This window comes from Streptomyces roseofulvus, from assembly GCF_039534915.1.
GTDB classification, from domain to species: Bacteria; Actinomycetota; Actinomycetes; order Streptomycetales; family Streptomycetaceae; genus Streptomyces; species Streptomyces roseofulvus.
Genome location: NZ_BAAAWE010000001.1, coordinates 4,726,149 through 4,741,853, shown reverse-complemented (window position 1 = coordinate 4,741,853; position 15,705 = coordinate 4,726,149). Strand labels below are relative to the sequence as shown.

The following is a 15,705-nucleotide window of genomic DNA, read 5'->3' as shown; positions in this document are numbered from 1 at the left end:
TCTGACGGTCCGTTAGATTCTATGGGCCGTCAGATGCAGGAAGACAAGCCCCCGGAGGCCCCGATGTCCCTCCCCGCCGCTTTCCACGAGATCGCCGAACGCGTGAACAACTGGGGCCGCTGGGGCCGTGACGACGAGATCGGGACGCTCAACCTGATCACCGACGCGACGGTCCGGGAGGCCGCCGCCGGCGTCCGCACCGGCCGCCGTGTGGCCCTTGCCGTGGAACTACGGCAGGACGGCGTGCAGACCGGGATGATCCCGGGGCGGGTCAATCCGCTGCACGTCATGGTCCAGGTCAACCAGGAGCTCTTCGGCCCGGGCACGGTCGCCACCAGCGACGACGCCGTGACCCTGGGCCTGCAGGCGGGCACCCACTGGGACGCCCTCACCCACGCCTCGCACTCGGGCCGGATCTACAACGGCCGCCCCGCCGACACCGTCACCCCGCACGGCCGGGCCGCCTTCAGCGGCATCCACACGGCCCGGCACGTCGTCGGGCGCGGGGTGCTGCTGGACGTGGCGGCGGCGAAGGGCGTGGACCGGCTGCCGGGCGACCACGCGGTGACCCCGGAGGACCTGGACGAGGCGGCGGAGTACGGGCGGGTGACGGTCGGGGCCGGCGACATCGTCCTCGTACGGACGGGGCAGATGCGGCTGTACCTGGCCGGGGACCGGCACGGGTACGCGTTCCCGTCGCCCGGGCTCTCGATCCGTACGCCGGAGTGGTTCCACGCGCGGGACGTCGCGGCCGTCGCCAACGACACCCTCACCTTCGAGATCTTCCCGCCGGAGATCGAGGACCTGTGGCTGGGCGTGCACGCGCTGGACCTCGTCGAGATGGGGATGCTCCAGGGCCAGAACTGGAACCTCGAAGAGTTGTCCACAGCCTGTGCAGAAGAGGGCCGCTGCAGCTTCCTGCTCTCCGCGATGCCGGAGCCCTTCGTCGGCGGCACGGGAACGCCGGTGGCGCCCGTCGCGCTGTTCTGACCATCGGATCCGCGGGTGGCGGCGCGCCCGTGGGCGCCCCGAGCACGGTACGGACCGCCGCCACCCGGCCACGACCCGCACACGCCGAGGGCGCAGGGCCCTCGGCTCCCCTCACGACGAATCGCTCACCCCAGGGTGGGCAAAACGGAACGAACCGTCAACAGTGCATCCGTCCGGGTGACACGACGCCGCCGGCCCGCGCGGGCTCCACGGGCGTGCGGTCCACCTCGCACCAGATGCTCTTGCCGGCCCCCTCGGGCTGCCAGCCCCACCGGTCGGCGAGGCCGTCGACCAGCTCCAGACCTCGCCCGTTGGTGTCCTCACCGGCGGCATGCCGGGGCCGGGGCGGCAGCTCGCTGCGGTCGGCGACCTCGACCCGCACGCCGCCCTCCGCGGCGAAGAGCATCCGCAGCACGGCGGGACAGCCCGTGTGCACCACGGCGTTGGTCACCAGCTCGGAGATGAGCAGCACCAGCGTCTCCGCCAGCGGCTCGTCGTCCCCTATCCCGGAGCCGGCCAGCCGTTTCCGGGCCCACCTGCGCGCACGCCCCACCTCCGCCGGGTCCGGCCCGACCTCCAACTGAACCTGAAGCACCTGCACCGTTCACACCATCCGAACCGGCGGACACACCTTTACGGAACGTGATTCCCTTGTGAGACAGCATGGTTGACGTACAGTCACCGCAACAAGCGCTTCGGGCATATTCCAGCGCGAAGGAGTACGCGTGGTCCATACTGTGCGACGCACGCGGCGGGGAGTCGAACGCGGGGCGCGACCCGCGCTCACAAGCACTCGCATCCCACGGAGAGTACCGGAGCGGAACCCCGACTCCGGCCCGTGACGACCCTCCGAAGGACACAACCCGATATCGACCTCCGCCCCAGATTCGAACACGCTCCGTCACCAGTTCGCACCCGGTCCGGTCGGGTTCAGAGCGCGGCGGCCACCTCCTCCGCCGCCCGGTCCCCCGGCAGCACGAGCGCGGCCCGCACCCAGGCCCGTTTCAGGTGCAGGTGGACGTCCGCCTCCCAGGTGAAGCCCATCCCGCCGTGCACCTGGAGGCAGTCCCGGGCGTTGGCGACGGCCGCCTCGTCGGCGAGCAGCTTGGCCCCGGCGATCTCGACCGGATCGCCGGTCACGGCGGCGCCGTGCACGGCGGCCCGCGCCAGCTCGGTCCGCACCAGCATCCCGGCACACAGGTGCTTCACGGCCTGAAACCCCCCGATGACCTGCCCGAACTGCTCCCGCTGCCGGGCGTGGGAGACGGCGGCCTCGGTGGCCCAGGCGGCGGTCCCGACCTGCTCGGCGGCGGTGAGCAGGACGGCCTCCGGCGCCCATCCGCCGGCGCCGGGGACCCGGTGAAGCGGCGTCAGCGGATCGACCGACCGCACGGCTACGGCTCCGGTCGCGTCCCCGCGCACCACGTCGGCGGCGTCCAGCCAGGGAACCAGTCCCTCACCGGAGACCTCGGTCACCACCGTGAGTCCCTCCGCGGCACCGGGAACGGACCCCGCCGCCCCGTGCGTGGCGACCAGCGGACCGGGCACCAGCCACCTCCCCGCCTCCTCGAACAGCAGCACCGCCTCCGGCAGCCCGAGCCCCACGCCGCCCTCGTCCTCCGGCAGCCGCAGCGCGAAGAGGCCGGCGTCGCCGAGCTCCTTCCACAGGCCGCGGTCGAGCCGCCCGGGCTCGTCGACGGCCGCCCGCAGCGCGTCGCGCCCGAAGCGACCGGCGAGCAGCTCCCGTATTCCGCGGACGAGGTCCCGCTGGTCCTGGCTCAGTCGGAAGTCCACGGTCCGGTTCACCGTCCCTTCGGCAGGCCGAGGATCCGCTCGGCGACGATGTTGCGCTGGATCTGGCTGGTGCCGGCGGCGATCGTGTACGAGAGCGAGGAGAGCCGGTCGAGGTTCCACTCGCGCCCGAGGTCGAGCGCGTCCGGGCCGAGGACCTCGGCGGCGGTGTCGTACAGCTCCTGGCGCGCGTGCGAGTAGTGCAGCTTGAAGACGGAGCCGCCGACGCCGGGGACGCCGCCGGTGGCCTGCGCCTCGCTGACGTTCCGCTGGGTGAGCCGCCACAGCGCCAGGAACCCGGCGGAGAGCCGCCCGAGGCGGCGGCGCAGGGCGGGGTCGTCCCAGCGGCCGTTCTCCCGCGCGGTGCGGGCGAGTTCGCCGAGCAGGCGGCGGCAGGCGACGACCTCGCCGACGAACGCGGTGCCGCGTTCGAAGGACAGGGTGACCATGGTGACCCGCCAGCCGTCGTTCTCCTCCCCGACCCGGTTCGCGACCGGCACCCGCACCTCGTCGAGGAACAGTTCCGCGAACTCGGTGGACCCGGCGAGCGTCCGCAGCGGCCGGACCGTCACGCCGGGCGCGTCCATGGGCAGCGCGAGCCAGCTGATCCCCCGGTGCCGGGGTCCGTCCGGGTCGGTGCGGACGAGCAGTTCGCACCAGTCGGCGACCTCGGCGTGCGAGGTCCAGATCTTCTGCCCGGTGACGACGTACGCGTCCCCGTCCCGCACCGCCCTGGTGCGCAGCGAGGCCAGGTCGGAGCCGGCGCCGGGCTCGCTGAAGCCCTGGCACCAGACCTCGTCGCCGCGCAGCACCGGCTCCAGCCAGCGCGCGCGCTGCTCGGGGGTGCCCTCGGCGGCGATGGTCGGCCCGGCGTGCAGGAGGCCGACGAAGTTGGCGCCGACGTAGGGCGCGCCGGCCCGTTCGGTCTCCTCCAGGAAGATGAGCCGCTGGGTCGGCGAGGCGTCCCAGTGCACGTGCCCGTACCCGGCGTCGTAGAGGCGTCGCTGCCAGCCGCAGTCGTACGCCCTCCGGCCCGGCCAGTCGAGCGGGTCGGGCCGCTCCGGCAGCCGGGGGAGCTCGGCGGCGAGCCACTCCCGCAGCCGGCCGCGGAACTCCTCCTCGGCGTCGCTGTAGGCGAGGTCCATCAGACGATGCCGAGGTCGAGCATGCGGATGGCGTTGCCGCGCATCAGCTTGTAGACGGTCTCGTCGTCGAGGCCCTGGACGTGGTCGAGGGCGACCTCCTTGGTGTGCGGGAAGGTGGAGTCGACGTGCGGGTAGTCGGTCTCGAAGGTGGCGTTGTCGCGGCCGACCACGTCCAGCGAGGCGATGCCGTGCTTGTCGCGGAAGAAGCAGCAGAAGATCTGCCGGTAGTAGTAGGTGGACGGCGGCTCGGGGACGAGGTCGCGGACCCCGCCCCAGGCGCGGTGCTCCTCCCACACGTCGTCGGCGCGCTCCAGGGCGTAGGGGATCCAGCCCATCTGGCCCTCGCTGTAGGCGAGCTTCAGGCGGGGGAACCGCACCAGGACGCCGCTGAAGAGGAAGTCCATCATCGAGGCCATCGCGTTGTTGAAGCTGAGGCTGGCCTGGACGGCGGGCGGGGCGTCGGGGGACGCGGCCGGCATCTGGCTGCTGGAGCCGATGTGCATGTTCACGACCGTGCCGGTCTCCTGGCAGGCGGCGAAGAAGGGGTCCCAGTAGCCGGAGTGGATCGACGGCAGGCCCAGGTGCGTGGGGATCTCGGAGAAGGTCACCGCCTTCACCCCGCGGGCGGCGTTGCGGTGGATCTCGGCGACGGCGAGGTCGATGTCCCAGAGCGGGATGATGCAGAGCGGGATGAGCCGGCCGCCGCTGTCGCCGCACCACTCCTCGACCATCCAGTCGTTGTACGCGCGCACGCACGCGAGGGCGACCTCCTTGTCGTGCGCCTCGGCGAAGGTCTGGCCGCAGAAGCGCGGGAAGGTGGGGAAGCAGAGCGACGCCTCGACGTGGTTGAGGTCCATGTCGGCGAGGCGCGCCTTGGGGTCCCAGCAGCCGCGCCGCATCTCGTCGCGGGTGATGCCCTCCAGGGTCATGTCGTCCCGGTCGAAGCCGACGGCCGCGATGTTCCGCTTGTACGGGAACTTGAGGTCCTCGTAGATCCACCAGTCGGTGGGCGGGCCGTCGGGGTCCATGGTGATCTGGTACTTCCCGCCGACGTAGGCGAGCTCGCCGATGCCGGCGGTGAGCGCCCGGGGGCCCCGGTCGCGGTACTTCGCGGGGAGCCAGGTGTCGAAGAGGTGGGCGGGTTCGATCACGTGGTCGTCGACGCTGATGATGCGGGGCAGTTCGGTCATGACCCCTCCAGTTATCTGATGGATCGTCAGATCCCGATGAGGTCAGGCTAGCCCCAGGGGTCTGGACCGACAAGGACCGGCCCTCTACGCTCTCCGCACGATCTGACGGGCAGTCAGAAGTGCCGTCGGAGATCCCGCACGGAATGGAGGCCCCGGTGACCTCGACCGAAACCGCACAGGCCCTGGCGCTGGGCGAGTCCCGCACCCTCTGGGAGCTCGTCGAACGCCGCGCGGGTCTCACCCCCGACCGGCCCGTCCTCCTCCAGGGCGACCGCGTCCTCACCTTCGGCGGGCTGCGCGAGCGCGCCGAGCGCTGCGCCGCCGGCCTGTACGGCAGGGGCGTGCGCCCCGGCACCGTCGTCGCCTGGCAGCTGCCCACCCGGATCGAGACCGCCGTGCTCTCCTTCGCGCTCGCCCGCCTCGGCGCCGTCCAGACCCCCGTCATCCCCTTCTACCGCGACAAGGAGGTCGGCTTCGCGCTCCGCGAGTCCCGCGCCGCCCACTTCGCCGTCCCCGGCGTCTGGCGCGGCTTCGACCACACCGCGATGGCCCGGCGGCTCGGCGCCCCCGGGATCTTCACGGCGTACGCCCCCGAGGACCTGCCCGACGGCGACCCGGCCGTCCTCCCCCCGCCGCCCTCCTCCGGCACCGACGTGCGCTGGATCTACTGGACCTCCGGCACCACCTCCGACCCCAAGGGCGTCCTGCACACCGACCGCTCGCTGCTCGCCGGCGGCGCCTGCCTCGCCCACGCGCTGCGCCTCACCGCCGCCGACGTCGGCTCGATGGCCTTCCCGTACGCCCACATCGCCGGGCCCGACTACACGGTGATGCTGCTGCTGTACGGCTTCCCCGCCGTGATGCTCGAACACTTCGCGCTGCCCGAGTCGCTGGCCGAGTACCGCCGGCACGGCGTCACCGTCGCCGGCGGCTCCACCGCCTTCTACTCGATGTTCCTCGCCGAACAGCGCAAGAACCCCGGCGAACCCGTCATCCCCACCCTGCGGCTGCTCGCCGGCGGCGGCGCGCCCAAACCGCCCGAGGTCTACCACGCGGTCCGCAAGGAGCTGGGCTGCCAGCTCACCCACGGCTACGGCATGACCGAGGTTCCCATGATCACCATGGGGGACCCGGAGGACACCGCCGACCACCTCGCCACCACCGAGGGCCGACCGCCCGCCGGCATGGAGATCCGCGTCGCCGACGACGGCGGGATACGGCTCCGCGGCGAGGCCGTCTGCCGCGGCTACCTCGACCCGGCGCAGACCGCCGCCGCCTTCGACGAGGACGGCTTCCTCATCACCGGCGACGTCGGCCACCTCACCCCCAGCGGCCACCTCGTCCTCACCGGGCGCGTGAAGGACATCATCATCCGCAAGGGCGAGAACATCTCGGCCAAGGAGATCGAGGACCTGCTCCACGAGCATCCGGCCGTCGGCGACGCCGCCGTCATCGGCCTCCCGGACGCCGAGCGCGGCGAGCGGGTCTGCGCCGTCGTCGAACAGCCCGCGGGCGCCCCGCCGCTGACCCTGCCGGACCTCACCGCCTTCCTGCGCGCGGCCGGGCTCTCCGTCCACAAACTGCCGGAGCAGCTGGAGGTGGTGGACGCCCTGCCGCGCAACGAGACGCTGCGGAAGGTCCTCAAGTACAAGCTCAGGGAGCGGTTCGGGGCAGCGGGGTAGGACGCGGCAGCGGGGCGGACGCGTCCGTCCCGGAGCGCGGCGCCGGGACCGGCGGCGGGGCGGGCGCCTCGCCGGCCAGGGCCGCCGTCACGTCCTCGTACACCTCGAAGAGGCGGGTCACGCCGAGCGCGGAGAAGACCCGGGTCACATGGCCCTGGCTCTCCTCCGCCTCGGGCAGCACCAGCCGCAGCCGCCCGCCGCAGGAGCGCAGCAGCCGGCGGGCGGCGACGAGCACGCCGATGCCGCTGGAGTCGCAGAACCGCACCCCGGACAGGTCGACGACGAGGTCGTGCCGCCCGGCGGCGACGGCGTCGTGCACCCGCCGCCGTATCTCGGGGGAGGTCACCAGGTCCAGCTCACCGCGCAGCGCCAGCACCGTCCACCCGCCGCGGTCGTCCTCGTCGGCCTCGATCGTCGTCACGGACGGGCGCCTGCCCCGGGGCGTCCGGCCGAAACCCCTGCCGCCGGGTATGACGCTTTCCTTACCATCCGGTCCCCCGTGAACGTCGCACTTGCGGCAAACCTGCGTGCGTTGTCGGCCGGTCGCATTAGTTTGGAGTGGACGGACCGTCCGACGGTCCGGGACCGGCGCGGCGGGAGCGGAAGGTGGAGGGGCTCGGATGGCGAACGACACACCACCGCGCTGGGACCGCAGGATGCAGCAGCGGCTCGCGCGCGGCGAGGCCGCCGCCCTCGGCGAGCTGTACGACCGCTTCGCCTCCCTCGTGCACAGCCTCGCCCACCGGGTCCTCGACGACGACCAGGCCGCCGACCAGGTCACCCGGGAGGTCTTCCTCGCCATCTGGGAGAACCCGGAGGCGTACGACCCCCGGCAGGGCAACCTGCGCTCCTGGGTGGCCCGGCTGACCCAGCGCCAGGCCGTGAACCGGCTGCGGCAGACCGAGGCGACGGCGTACGCGGAGACCGGCGTCGGCTCGGCGGAGGAGCTGGAGGCCAAGGTCCGCCGGGCCTCCGCCGCAGCCCGCGCCGACTACATCGTCACCTCGATGCCGGCCCCGCTCCGCAAGGCACTCGAACTGGCGTACTTCCAGCGGCGGGACTACCGCCAGACCGCCGCCGACCTGTCGATCAGCCACGAGGAGGCGCGGCGCCGGCTGCGCCTGGGGCTCCAGCTGCTGTCGACGGCGAACACCCGGCCCCTCGACGGACCGCCGGGCGGCTACGGGCGGGCGCTGTGACGGGGGCGAACGGCGAGGACGACGACCTCGCACGCGCCGCCCGGATACCGGGCCCGCGGGACGCCGCCGACGACCACGCGGACCTGTCGCCGCCCCTGCTGCTCTCCCACACGGTGCTCAAGTCCCTGCTCGGGGCCTGGGCACTGTCGGCGTGTTCGGCCGCGGAGACCAGGGCCGTCGAGGACCACCTGACGGTGTGCGCGCCGTGCGCGGAGGAGGCGCTGCGGCTGCGGGACGCGGTGGCGCTGCTGCACGAGGACCGGGACCTGGACCTCGACCCGCTGCTGCGGTCGCGGGTCCTGGAGAACTGCCTGGGCCGGCGGCCCGCCCGCATCCCCGTGCCCGCCTGGGCGACCCCGTACGACGCGGAGACCGCCCGGCTGGACGCGCTGCTGCGGGACATCGGCGAGTCCGAGTGGCACGCGCCGGTCCGGCTCAAGTGGTACGAGGACGACCGGCTGGTGCGGCGGAAGTCGACCGTCGCCGGGGTGATCGGCCACCTCCTCGCGGTGGACGGCCTGCTGTCCGGCGCGCTCGGCCTCGCCGACCCGCTCGGTCCCGACGTGCCGGAGCTGTCGCCGGCGGAGCGGACGGAGGCGTTCTGGGAGTCCCTGGACCGCCCGCCGAACCGGTCGCTGCGCGAGCCCTGGCGGGACCAGAGCCACGCGCTCGTCCGGACGGTGTCGTTCGCGGGCCGCGGCGTCTCCGACCTGACCGTCACCTACGGCGACTTCGCGCTCCCCCTCAAGGACGCGCTCCTGGAGCGGGCCTTCGAGTGCTGGGTCCACGCGGACGACATCGCGAACGCGGTGGCCTATCCGTACGACCCGCCGAGCGGGCCGCACCTCCACGGCATGATCGACCTGGCCGCCCGTCTCCTCCCGGCGGCGGTCGCCCACCGGCGCCGCACCGGCCGCGCGGCCCCGGCCCGCCACCTGGTCGCCGCGGGCGCCCCCGGCCGCTCGCTCCACCTGGAGGTGGAGGGCGCGGGCGGCGGCCACTGGTACATCGCGCTGGACTCCCCGGCGGCCCTCGGCTCCCCCGACCACGTGGTGGCCCAGGTCGCCATGGACGGCGTCGAGTTCTGCCAGCTCGTTGCGGGCCACATCTCCCCTCAGGAGGCGGCGGCCGGCCAGGACGGCGACCGAGAAGCCATCACGACGTCCTCTCAGCCGCCGCCTCCCTGAGCCGCCTGTAACCCCCGACTTCCGCACCGCCGGGCCCTCCGTGTGGGCAGGCGTTCCGCAGGGCGGCGCCCACCCTGCCCGTTCGCCGGGCCTCCGTGTGGGCAGGCGTTGCGCGGGGCGGAACGGGTGGGCACACGGCACGGCGCCGCTTGCCGCGCCCAGGCTTCCGCGCCTGAACCCGCACCCCGTGCACGACGCCGTACCGGTGCGGGTCCAGGCCCGGGGGCGCGGAGGCACCGCTGAAGGTGCCGTTCCGTTGTGCCCACCCTCCCCCAAGCTCTCGGCTTCGCTCGAGCAGGGGGGACCCCCATCGCCCCAGCGGAACGACTGCCCACAACGGAGCGGCGCCGGCGCCGGGCCCGGGGTGGGCGCCGCGCCAGCGGAACGGGCGCCCGTGCCGTGGCGGGTTACGCGAAGACGACCGTGCGGCGGCCGTTGGGGAGGATGCGGCGCTCGGCGTGCCACTTGACCGCGCGGGCGAGCGCCTGGCACTCCACGTCGCGCCCGATCGCGACCAGCTGGTCCGGCGTCACCTCGTGGCCCACCCGCTCGACCTCCTGCTCGATGATCGGCCCCTCGTCGAGGTCCGCCGTGACGTAGTGCGCCGTCGCCCCGATGAGCTTCACGCCGCGCGCGTGCGCCTGGTGGTACGGCTTGGCGCCCTTGAAGCTCGGCAGGAAGGAGTGGTGGATGTTGATGATCCGGCCGGAGAGCGCCTTGCAGAGGTCGTCCGACAGGACCTGCATGTAGCGCGCGAGGACGACCAGCTCGACGTTCTGCTCCTCGACGAGCGCCAGCAGCTCCGCCTCCGCCGCCGGCTTGGTGTCCTTCGTCACGGGGATGTGCCGGAAGGGGATGTCGTACGAGGCGACGAGCTCCGCGAAGTCGGTGTGGTTGGAGACGACGGCGACGATCTCGACCGGCAGCGCCCCGATGGAGGACCGGAAGAGCAGGTCGTTCAGGCAGTGGCCGAACTTCGAGACCATCAGCACGACCCGCATGCGCTCGTCGGCGCGGTGGATCTGCCAGTCCATCTGGAAGGAGTCCCCCACCGCCGCGAAGCTCGCCCGCAGCTTGTCCACGGTCACCGGCGCCTCGGCCGAGAAGTGGACCCGCATGAAGAAGAGGCCCGTGTCACGGTCTCCGAACTGCCGGCTGTCCTCGATGTTGCATCCGGTGATGAAGAGGTAGCTCGACACGGCGTGCACGATGCCCTGCTTGTCCGGGCACGAGATGGTCAGGACATACTGGTCAGTCATGCCGACAGCGTGCCACACCGCACCCCCCGGCCCCCACCCCGTCCGCTCAGCGGAACGTCACGCGCGCGTGAGGATGCTGAGGACGTCCAGGGAGCGCGGGGGCGCGTCCGGGTCGTCCCCGTCGGCGGTCGCGAGCCGGACGTGCGCCTCGCGGGCCGCGTGGACGGCCTCGGGCCAGCCCGGGTGCTCCTGGTAGGCGGAGAAGGGCGCGTCGGGCCCGACCTGGTGGAGGATCCGCAGCACCCGCAGCACGGCGAGGTCGACGAGCTGCGCCTCGGCGGAGTCCCGGAAGATCGCGCCGACGTAGCGCTCGGCGGACCAGTTGTCGAGCCAGGTGTCCTCGACGAGCCGGTAGACGGCGTCGGTGACGTCCCCGTATCCCTCCTGGCCGGCGAGCCAGACGGACCGGTGGAACCCGGGATCGGAGAGCATGTGCAGCGCCGAGCGCACCTGGGTGCGCCAGCGCCACCACGGCATGTCGTTGAGCGGCATGCCGCCCATGGTGGAGGAGCGACGGCCGCGACGGGAAGAGTTCACCGGACCGGGGACGGAACTGGACATCGCTCGATCGTACGGTTCCCCACCGACAACCGGACTCGGCCCCTCCCCTTAGCGGCCGCGACCCCCGTAATTCACCTCCCCGTCACCCACCGTTGAACGCCGCACACTCCCGCGTTACCCCTGGGCCGGAAGTGTGCGTGCTCATGACCGGTAGGCGACTGTCCTCACTCCTCGCGTCCGTCACCGCCGCGGCGGCCGGCGCGTCGATCCTCACCGGGTGTGGCGTGCTCCCTGGTGCCACGGGGGGCTCCAGGGAGCCCGTCACGGTGATGACCTGGGCCCCTGACCAGACCCGTGCGACCAACATGCCCGGCATGCCCGCCATGGCCCAGACGTACGCGCGCTGGGTGAACTCCCAGGGCGGCATCGACGGGCACGAACTGCGCGTCCTCACCTGCAACGAACAGAACACCCCGGCCGGCGCCGCCGCGTGCGCCCGCCGCGCGGTCCGCGAGAACGCGGTCGCCGTCGTGGGCTCGTACAGCCAGAACGGCCGGGCCTTCATGGCCCCCCTCGAAGCGGCCGGCATCCCGTACATCGGCGGCTACGGCCTCACCGACGACGAGTTCACCAGCCACCTCTCGTACCCCGTCAACGGCGGCCTCGCCGCCCTCATCGCCGGGCACGGCATGCAGCTCGCCGAATCCTGCCGCAGGGTCTCGCTGGTCCGCCCCGACACCCTCGCCGGCGACCGGCTGCCCAAGCTCCTCGACGCGGGCCTGAAGAAGGCGAGCAGGCGCGGGGCCGTCGACATCCCGGCCGTCGAGGACGCCACCGAGTACACCGAGCAGGCCGCCAGCGCCCGCGAGGAGGCCGGCACCGAGGACGGCTGCGTCGCCGCCGTGCTCGGCGAGCGGACCCAGACCTTCTTCGACTCCTTCCGCCGCCTCCCGAAGGCCACCGGCGGCGCCCAGGCGGCGGACGACGAGGACGACACCGCCGAGTCCGTCCGGATCTCCTCCGTCCTCGGCAGCGTCGGCCAGCCCGTCATCGACCGCACCGGCGGCGCCCGCAGCCCCTTCGAGGGCGCGTACGTCACGGGCTGGTACCCGGAGGCGGACGACAAGAGCTGGGAGCCGATGCGGAAGGTCATCCAGGAGCACGCCTTCGCCGACAACCGGGTCGACCCGACCGACACCGGCGTGCAGACCACCTGGATCGCCTACACCGTCCTCAAGGAGGTGATCGAGTCCCTCGACCGGGACACGATCACCTCCGCCCGGATCGCCGAGGCCCTCGACCGGGGCGCCCAGGTGGACACCGGCGGCCTCACCCCGAAGCTGCGCTGGATGTACGAGGACCTGCTCGGCGCCCCGGACTTCCCCCGGATCGTCAACCACGCGGTGACGTTCCAGGTGGTCCGGAAGGGCCGGCTCGTCGCCCAGAAGCCCGGCTTCGTCGACGTCGGCCCCACCGTCAGCCACGGCGGCTGACCGGCCCGGTCCGCCGCCCCGCCGCTACAGCTGGGTGGCGGACCGCTTCGTCAGCCCGTACTTCCCGGCGGTCGGGTTCCACAGCCCGGCCGCCTCCTTCTTGGCCTTGGTCGCCTCGGCGCTCTTGTCATTGGCCGCCTTCAGCCGGTTGGTGCTCTTGGCCTGGCCGCCCTTGCAGGCGTTCTTGGCCTTCATCTGGTCGGCCCAGCCCGCGTAGTGGTCGTCGGCCGCGGCCGAGGCCTGCCACGCGCGCGTGAGCGCCGACGTCAGCGCCTGGTGGTCCGGAAGCCGGTCCACCTTGATCGTCTGCAGCTTGGTCACCAGGCTCCGGCGCTGCTCGGCCGCGCCGCGCAGGTCGGCGGCGGCCTTGTCGAGGTTCTTGCACTGCTTGATCGCCTCGACCGAGCTGATCACCGTGTCCCGGCTGTCGTTGCTGGTGGCGAGGAGCTTGTCCAGCTCCCGCGCCTGCGGCTCCGCCGGGTCGTCCTTCTTCTCCGGCGCCTGGGAGGCGCCGTCCGTCGCGGGCGCCTGCGAGCTCGGGGCGACGCTCGTCCCGGCCGTCGGCTCCTTCTCGTCGTCGCCGCTGCTGAGCAGGGCGCCCACGCCGAGACCGACGACCGCGCAGCCGACCACCACGGCCGCGATCAGCGCGACCGGCGCCTTCCGGCGCGCGGGCTCCGGCTCGTCGTCGTAGTAGTACGCGTCCTGGTGCCCGCCCGGCGCCTGGTAGCCGCCCCCGCCCTGGTAGCCGTACTGCTGCTGCGGCGCCTGCTGGTGCTGCGGCGGGTGCTGCTGGTACGGGGCCGGGGCCTGCTGCTGGTACGCCGGGGGCGCGGGCTGCGCCGGCGCCGAGTCCCGGAACAGGCTGTCGAACTCCGCGGGCGGCTGCGTCGCACCCGGACCACCGGGCATGGGACCACCGGGCACGGGACCACCCGGCACCGGACCACCGGGCACGGGACCGCCCGGCACCGGCGCCATGTACTGCGTCGCGTCCGAGGCGCCCGCCGGGGCCGGCGGCTGCGGCAGTCGGCCGGTCCCCAGGAACTGGGTCTGCGCGCCACCGCCCGGGCCCTGCGGCGGCACCGGCGCGATGTGCTGGGTGGCCTGCAGGTCGGCGACCGGCGGCGGGTAGCCGTACCCGGCCGGCGGACCCGCCGGCGGCGCACCCCCCGGCACGGGCGGGATGTGCTGGGTCGCCTGCAGGTCGCCGTGGGCGGCGACCGGCGGCGGGTAGCCGTAGCCGGCCGGCGGACCGGCCGGCGGCATCGGGGCGCCCTGCGGCTGCGGCGGCACCGGGGCGATGTACTGCGTGGCCTGGAGATCACCGGCGGGCGGCGCCTCGGGGGGCAGCGGCTGCGCGGGGGGCAGCGGCTGCCCGCCCGGCTGGGCCTGGGCGCCCGCGGGCCCCCAGGCGCCGCCCCACGCCTGCGCGCCCCCCTGCTCCGGACCCTGTCCGTTCTGCGTCACCGGGACTCCTACTGATAAACCTACGGAATCGTCGGCTCACGCTACCGGGTGCGTCCAGGGCTCCGCACACACGTGTGAGCCCGGTAACACCCTTCGCACGGAACGGAACCGCCCGCGAACCCTCCCTCAGGCCGCGTGCACCTCCAGACGCGCCTCGAACTCCCGGACCACCGGCTCGCCCGCGAAGGGCTCCAGGCGGTCCCTCAGGTCCTCCAGGTACTCCGCCCCGCGCGACGACCGCAGCGTGCCGAGCAGTTCGAGCGCGCGCGTGCCCGCCCGGCACGCCTCCTCGATCTCCCGCTGCTGCACCCGCGCCGCCGCGAGCAGCGCGAACCCGATCGCCCGCCGCCGCGCCCGCGTCTCCGGATGCCCGGCCAGCGACTCCTCCGCCGCCCGGACCGCCGCGCCGGCGCGCCCCAGGTCCCGGTAGCAGTGCGCCAGTTCGTCCGCGAGGTACGCCCCGTCGAAGTGCGCGATCCACACCGGGTCGTCGCCCGACTCCGGATCGGCCGCCTCCAGCGCGCGTACCGCACGGCCCGCCGCCGCCTCGAAGGCCCGCCCGTCCCCGAGCAGGGCGTGCCCCCGCGCCTCCGCCGCCAGGAACATCGCCTCGGCCCGCGGCGGCACCCTGCCGCGCGTCCCCTCCTGCGCGGCGCGCGCCAACTGGGTGATCTCCCGCGGGTTCCCGAGCTCCGCCGCCAGGTGGCTCATCGACGCTGCCAGCACATAGCCGCCGTAGCCGCGGTCCCCGGCCGCCTGCGCCAGCCGCAGCGCCTGGATGTAGTACCGCTGCGCCAGGCCCGGTTCACCGGTGTCCACGGCCATGTACCCGGCCAGCTCGGTGAGTCGGGCCACCGCGCCGAACAGCTCCCGTCCCACCGACTCCCGGTACGAGCCGGACAGCATCCCGGACACCACGCTGTCGAGGTAGTGGACCACCACCGGGCGGACGTGCCCGCTGCCGAAGCGCCGGTCCAGGTCGACGAGCGCCGCCGTCGTCTCCCGTACCGCCGCGACGTCCGCGCGGCCGACCCGGGCCCCGGCCGTGCGCGCCACCTGCGCGTCCGGGCCGCCGATCAGCCAGTCCCTGCTGGGCTCCACCAGCGCCGACGCGGCGACCGACGAGCCGGTCAGGAACTCGCGGCGGCCCACGTCGCTGCGGTACAGCTCGCAGACCTGCTCGATGGCGCCGAGCACGGTCGGCGCGAACTGGAGGCCGACGCCCGCCGCGAGGTTCCGGCCGTTGGCCATCCCCACCTCTTCGATCGTCACCGCCCGCCCCAGCTTGCGGCCGATCGCCTCGGCGATGATCCCGGGCGCCCGGCCGCGCGGCTGCTGCCCGCGCAGCCAGCGCGCCACGGAGGTCTTGTCGTACCGCAGGTCGAGACCGCGCTCCGCGCCCACCATGTTGACCCTGCGGGCGAGACCGGCGTTGGAACACGCGGCCTCCTGGATGAGCGCCTGGAGCCGTTCGTTGGGCTGTCGCGGCACGAGTGGCCTGGCTGCCATGAGAGGAACCCCCAGACGGGACGGGTACGGACACGAAGTGATCACTGCCCTGCGGATATCCGGTCAATGCCGATGTGAACACGCGAAACCGGACACGTCGGCCGCGGGTCCGCGACCCCCGCCCCGCCCCCGTCGCGTGCCCGCCCCGCCCTCTTCCGTACCCCTTCCCCGCTCCCCGGTCCCCCGCGCGCCCCCGCGCGTGCACCCATGCGCCCCGCATGCAGGATCGATGCCTCACTCCCGGCGCCGCCGCGCCCGTAACCCCAGGTGACGGGGGCAGTTGTCTTCA

General features: G+C 73.6%; 13 protein-coding genes and 1 pseudogene. 5 read left to right on the top strand and 9 right to left on the bottom strand.

Annotation, left to right across the window (positions count from 1 at the left end):
• Positions 1-63 precede the first annotated feature (63 nt).
• Positions 64-990 (top strand): cyclase family protein, encoded by a 927-nt coding sequence (locus ABFY03_RS21925; RefSeq protein ID WP_319012173.1) that lies wholly within the window; start codon positions 64-66, stop codon positions 988-990.
• A 157-nt stretch (positions 991-1,147) separates the two neighbouring features.
• Here ABFY03_RS21925 and ABFY03_RS21920 read toward each other — a convergent pair whose 3' ends face one another.
• The 4 genes from ABFY03_RS21920 to ABFY03_RS21905 all read right to left on the bottom strand — a co-directional run bounded on the left by ABFY03_RS21920 (position 1,148) and on the right by ABFY03_RS21905 (position 5,116).
• A complete protein-coding gene (locus ABFY03_RS21920) occupies positions 1,148-1,591 on the bottom strand; it encodes an ATP-binding protein (protein ID WP_319012149.1) in 444 nt (147 codons plus the stop codon).
• 329 nt (positions 1,592-1,920) lie between these two features.
• On the bottom strand, positions 1,921-2,784 hold the full coding sequence (locus ABFY03_RS21915; RefSeq protein WP_346170671.1) for an acyl-CoA dehydrogenase family protein: 864 nt from the start codon (positions 2,782-2,784) through the stop codon (positions 1,921-1,923).
• Between the two features lie 8 nt (positions 2,785-2,792).
• Positions 2,793-3,926 carry an acyl-CoA dehydrogenase family protein gene (locus ABFY03_RS21910; RefSeq protein WP_346170670.1) on the bottom strand — a complete coding sequence of 378 codons (1,134 nt, stop codon included), beginning with the start codon at positions 3,924-3,926 and terminating at the stop codon, positions 2,793-2,795.
• A complete protein-coding gene (locus ABFY03_RS21905; protein ID WP_319012146.1) occupies positions 3,926-5,116 on the bottom strand; it encodes an amidohydrolase family protein in 1,191 nt (396 codons plus the stop codon). The genes ABFY03_RS21910 and ABFY03_RS21905 overlap by 1 nt, the downstream gene beginning before the upstream one ends.
• 155 nt (positions 5,117-5,271) lie before the next feature.
• On the opposite strand from ABFY03_RS21905, the gene ABFY03_RS21900 reads away from it, so the two are divergent.
• Positions 5,272-6,798, top strand: coding sequence for a class I adenylate-forming enzyme family protein (locus ABFY03_RS21900; protein WP_386723712.1), 1,527 nt, complete (start codon positions 5,272-5,274; stop codon positions 6,796-6,798).
• Here ABFY03_RS21900 and ABFY03_RS21895 read toward each other — a convergent pair.
• Positions 6,770-7,219, bottom strand: coding sequence for an STAS domain-containing protein (locus tag ABFY03_RS21895; RefSeq protein ID WP_346170668.1), 450 nt, complete (start codon positions 7,217-7,219; stop codon positions 6,770-6,772). The genes ABFY03_RS21900 and ABFY03_RS21895 overlap by 29 nt on opposite strands.
• Before the next feature lie 199 nt (positions 7,220-7,418).
• On the opposite strand from ABFY03_RS21895, the gene ABFY03_RS21890 reads away from it, so the two are divergent.
• A complete protein-coding gene (locus ABFY03_RS21890; RefSeq protein ID WP_319012143.1) occupies positions 7,419-7,997 on the top strand; it encodes a sigma-70 family RNA polymerase sigma factor in 579 nt (192 codons plus the stop codon).
• A pseudogene (locus ABFY03_RS21885) lies at positions 7,994-9,195 on the top strand (maleylpyruvate isomerase N-terminal domain-containing protein). The gene ABFY03_RS21890 and the pseudogene ABFY03_RS21885 overlap by 4 nt, the downstream one beginning before the upstream one ends.
• Before the next feature lie 396 nt (positions 9,196-9,591).
• Here the strand turns inward: ABFY03_RS21885 and purU are convergent.
• Positions 9,592-10,443, bottom strand: coding sequence for a formyltetrahydrofolate deformylase (purU, locus tag ABFY03_RS21880; RefSeq protein WP_319012141.1), 852 nt, complete (start codon positions 10,441-10,443; stop codon positions 9,592-9,594).
• Between the two features lie 57 nt (positions 10,444-10,500).
• Positions 10,501-11,004, bottom strand: a complete 504-nt coding sequence (locus ABFY03_RS21875; protein WP_319012140.1) for an SCO4402 family protein — start codon at positions 11,002-11,004, stop codon at positions 10,501-10,503.
• Positions 11,005-11,147: 143 nt separating this feature from the next.
• Between ABFY03_RS21875 and ABFY03_RS21870 the strand changes: the two genes are divergently transcribed.
• Complete coding sequence (locus ABFY03_RS21870) at positions 11,148-12,437, top strand: ABC transporter substrate-binding protein (RefSeq protein WP_319012139.1); 1,290 nt, start codon at positions 11,148-11,150, stop codon at positions 12,435-12,437.
• A 24-nt stretch (positions 12,438-12,461) separates the two neighbouring features.
• Here the strand turns inward: ABFY03_RS21870 and ABFY03_RS21865 are convergent, their stop codons facing one another.
• Positions 12,462-13,907 (bottom strand): hypothetical protein, encoded by a 1,446-nt coding sequence (locus ABFY03_RS21865; RefSeq protein WP_346170667.1) that lies wholly within the window; start codon positions 13,905-13,907, stop codon positions 12,462-12,464.
• A 126-nt stretch (positions 13,908-14,033) separates the two neighbouring features.
• Positions 14,034-15,416: an NsdA family TPR-like regulatory protein gene (locus tag ABFY03_RS21860; protein WP_319012137.1), complete on the bottom strand. Its 1,383-nt coding sequence runs from the start codon at positions 15,414-15,416 to the stop codon at positions 14,034-14,036.
• Between the last annotated feature and the right edge of the window lie 289 nt (positions 15,417-15,705).

What these genes read in the sequence shown, in the direction of transcription:
- ABFY03_RS21925 (WP_319012173.1), top strand. Translation starts at nt 64, where the DNA reads ATGTCCCTCCCCGCCGCTTTCCACGAGATCGCCGAACGCGTGAACAAC.
- ABFY03_RS21910 (WP_346170670.1), bottom strand. Translation starts at nt 3,926, where the DNA reads ATGGACCTCGCCTACAGCGACGCCGAGGAGGAGTTCCGCGGCCGGCTG.
- ABFY03_RS21905 (WP_319012146.1), bottom strand. Translation starts at nt 5,116, where the DNA reads ATGACCGAACTGCCCCGCATCATCAGCGTCGACGACCACGTGATCGAA.
- ABFY03_RS21890 (WP_319012143.1), top strand. Translation starts at nt 7,419, where the DNA reads ATGGCGAACGACACACCACCGCGCTGGGACCGCAGGATGCAGCAGCGG.
- purU (WP_319012141.1), bottom strand. Translation starts at nt 10,443, where the DNA reads ATGACTGACCAGTATGTCCTGACCATCTCGTGCCCGGACAAGCAGGGC.
- ABFY03_RS21875 (WP_319012140.1), bottom strand. Translation starts at nt 11,004, where the DNA reads ATGTCCAGTTCCGTCCCCGGTCCGGTGAACTCTTCCCGTCGCGGCCGT.
- ABFY03_RS21870 (WP_319012139.1), top strand. Translation starts at nt 11,148, where the DNA reads ATGACCGGTAGGCGACTGTCCTCACTCCTCGCGTCCGTCACCGCCGCG.
- ABFY03_RS21860 (WP_319012137.1), bottom strand. Translation starts at nt 15,416, where the DNA reads ATGGCAGCCAGGCCACTCGTGCCGCGACAGCCCAACGAACGGCTCCAG.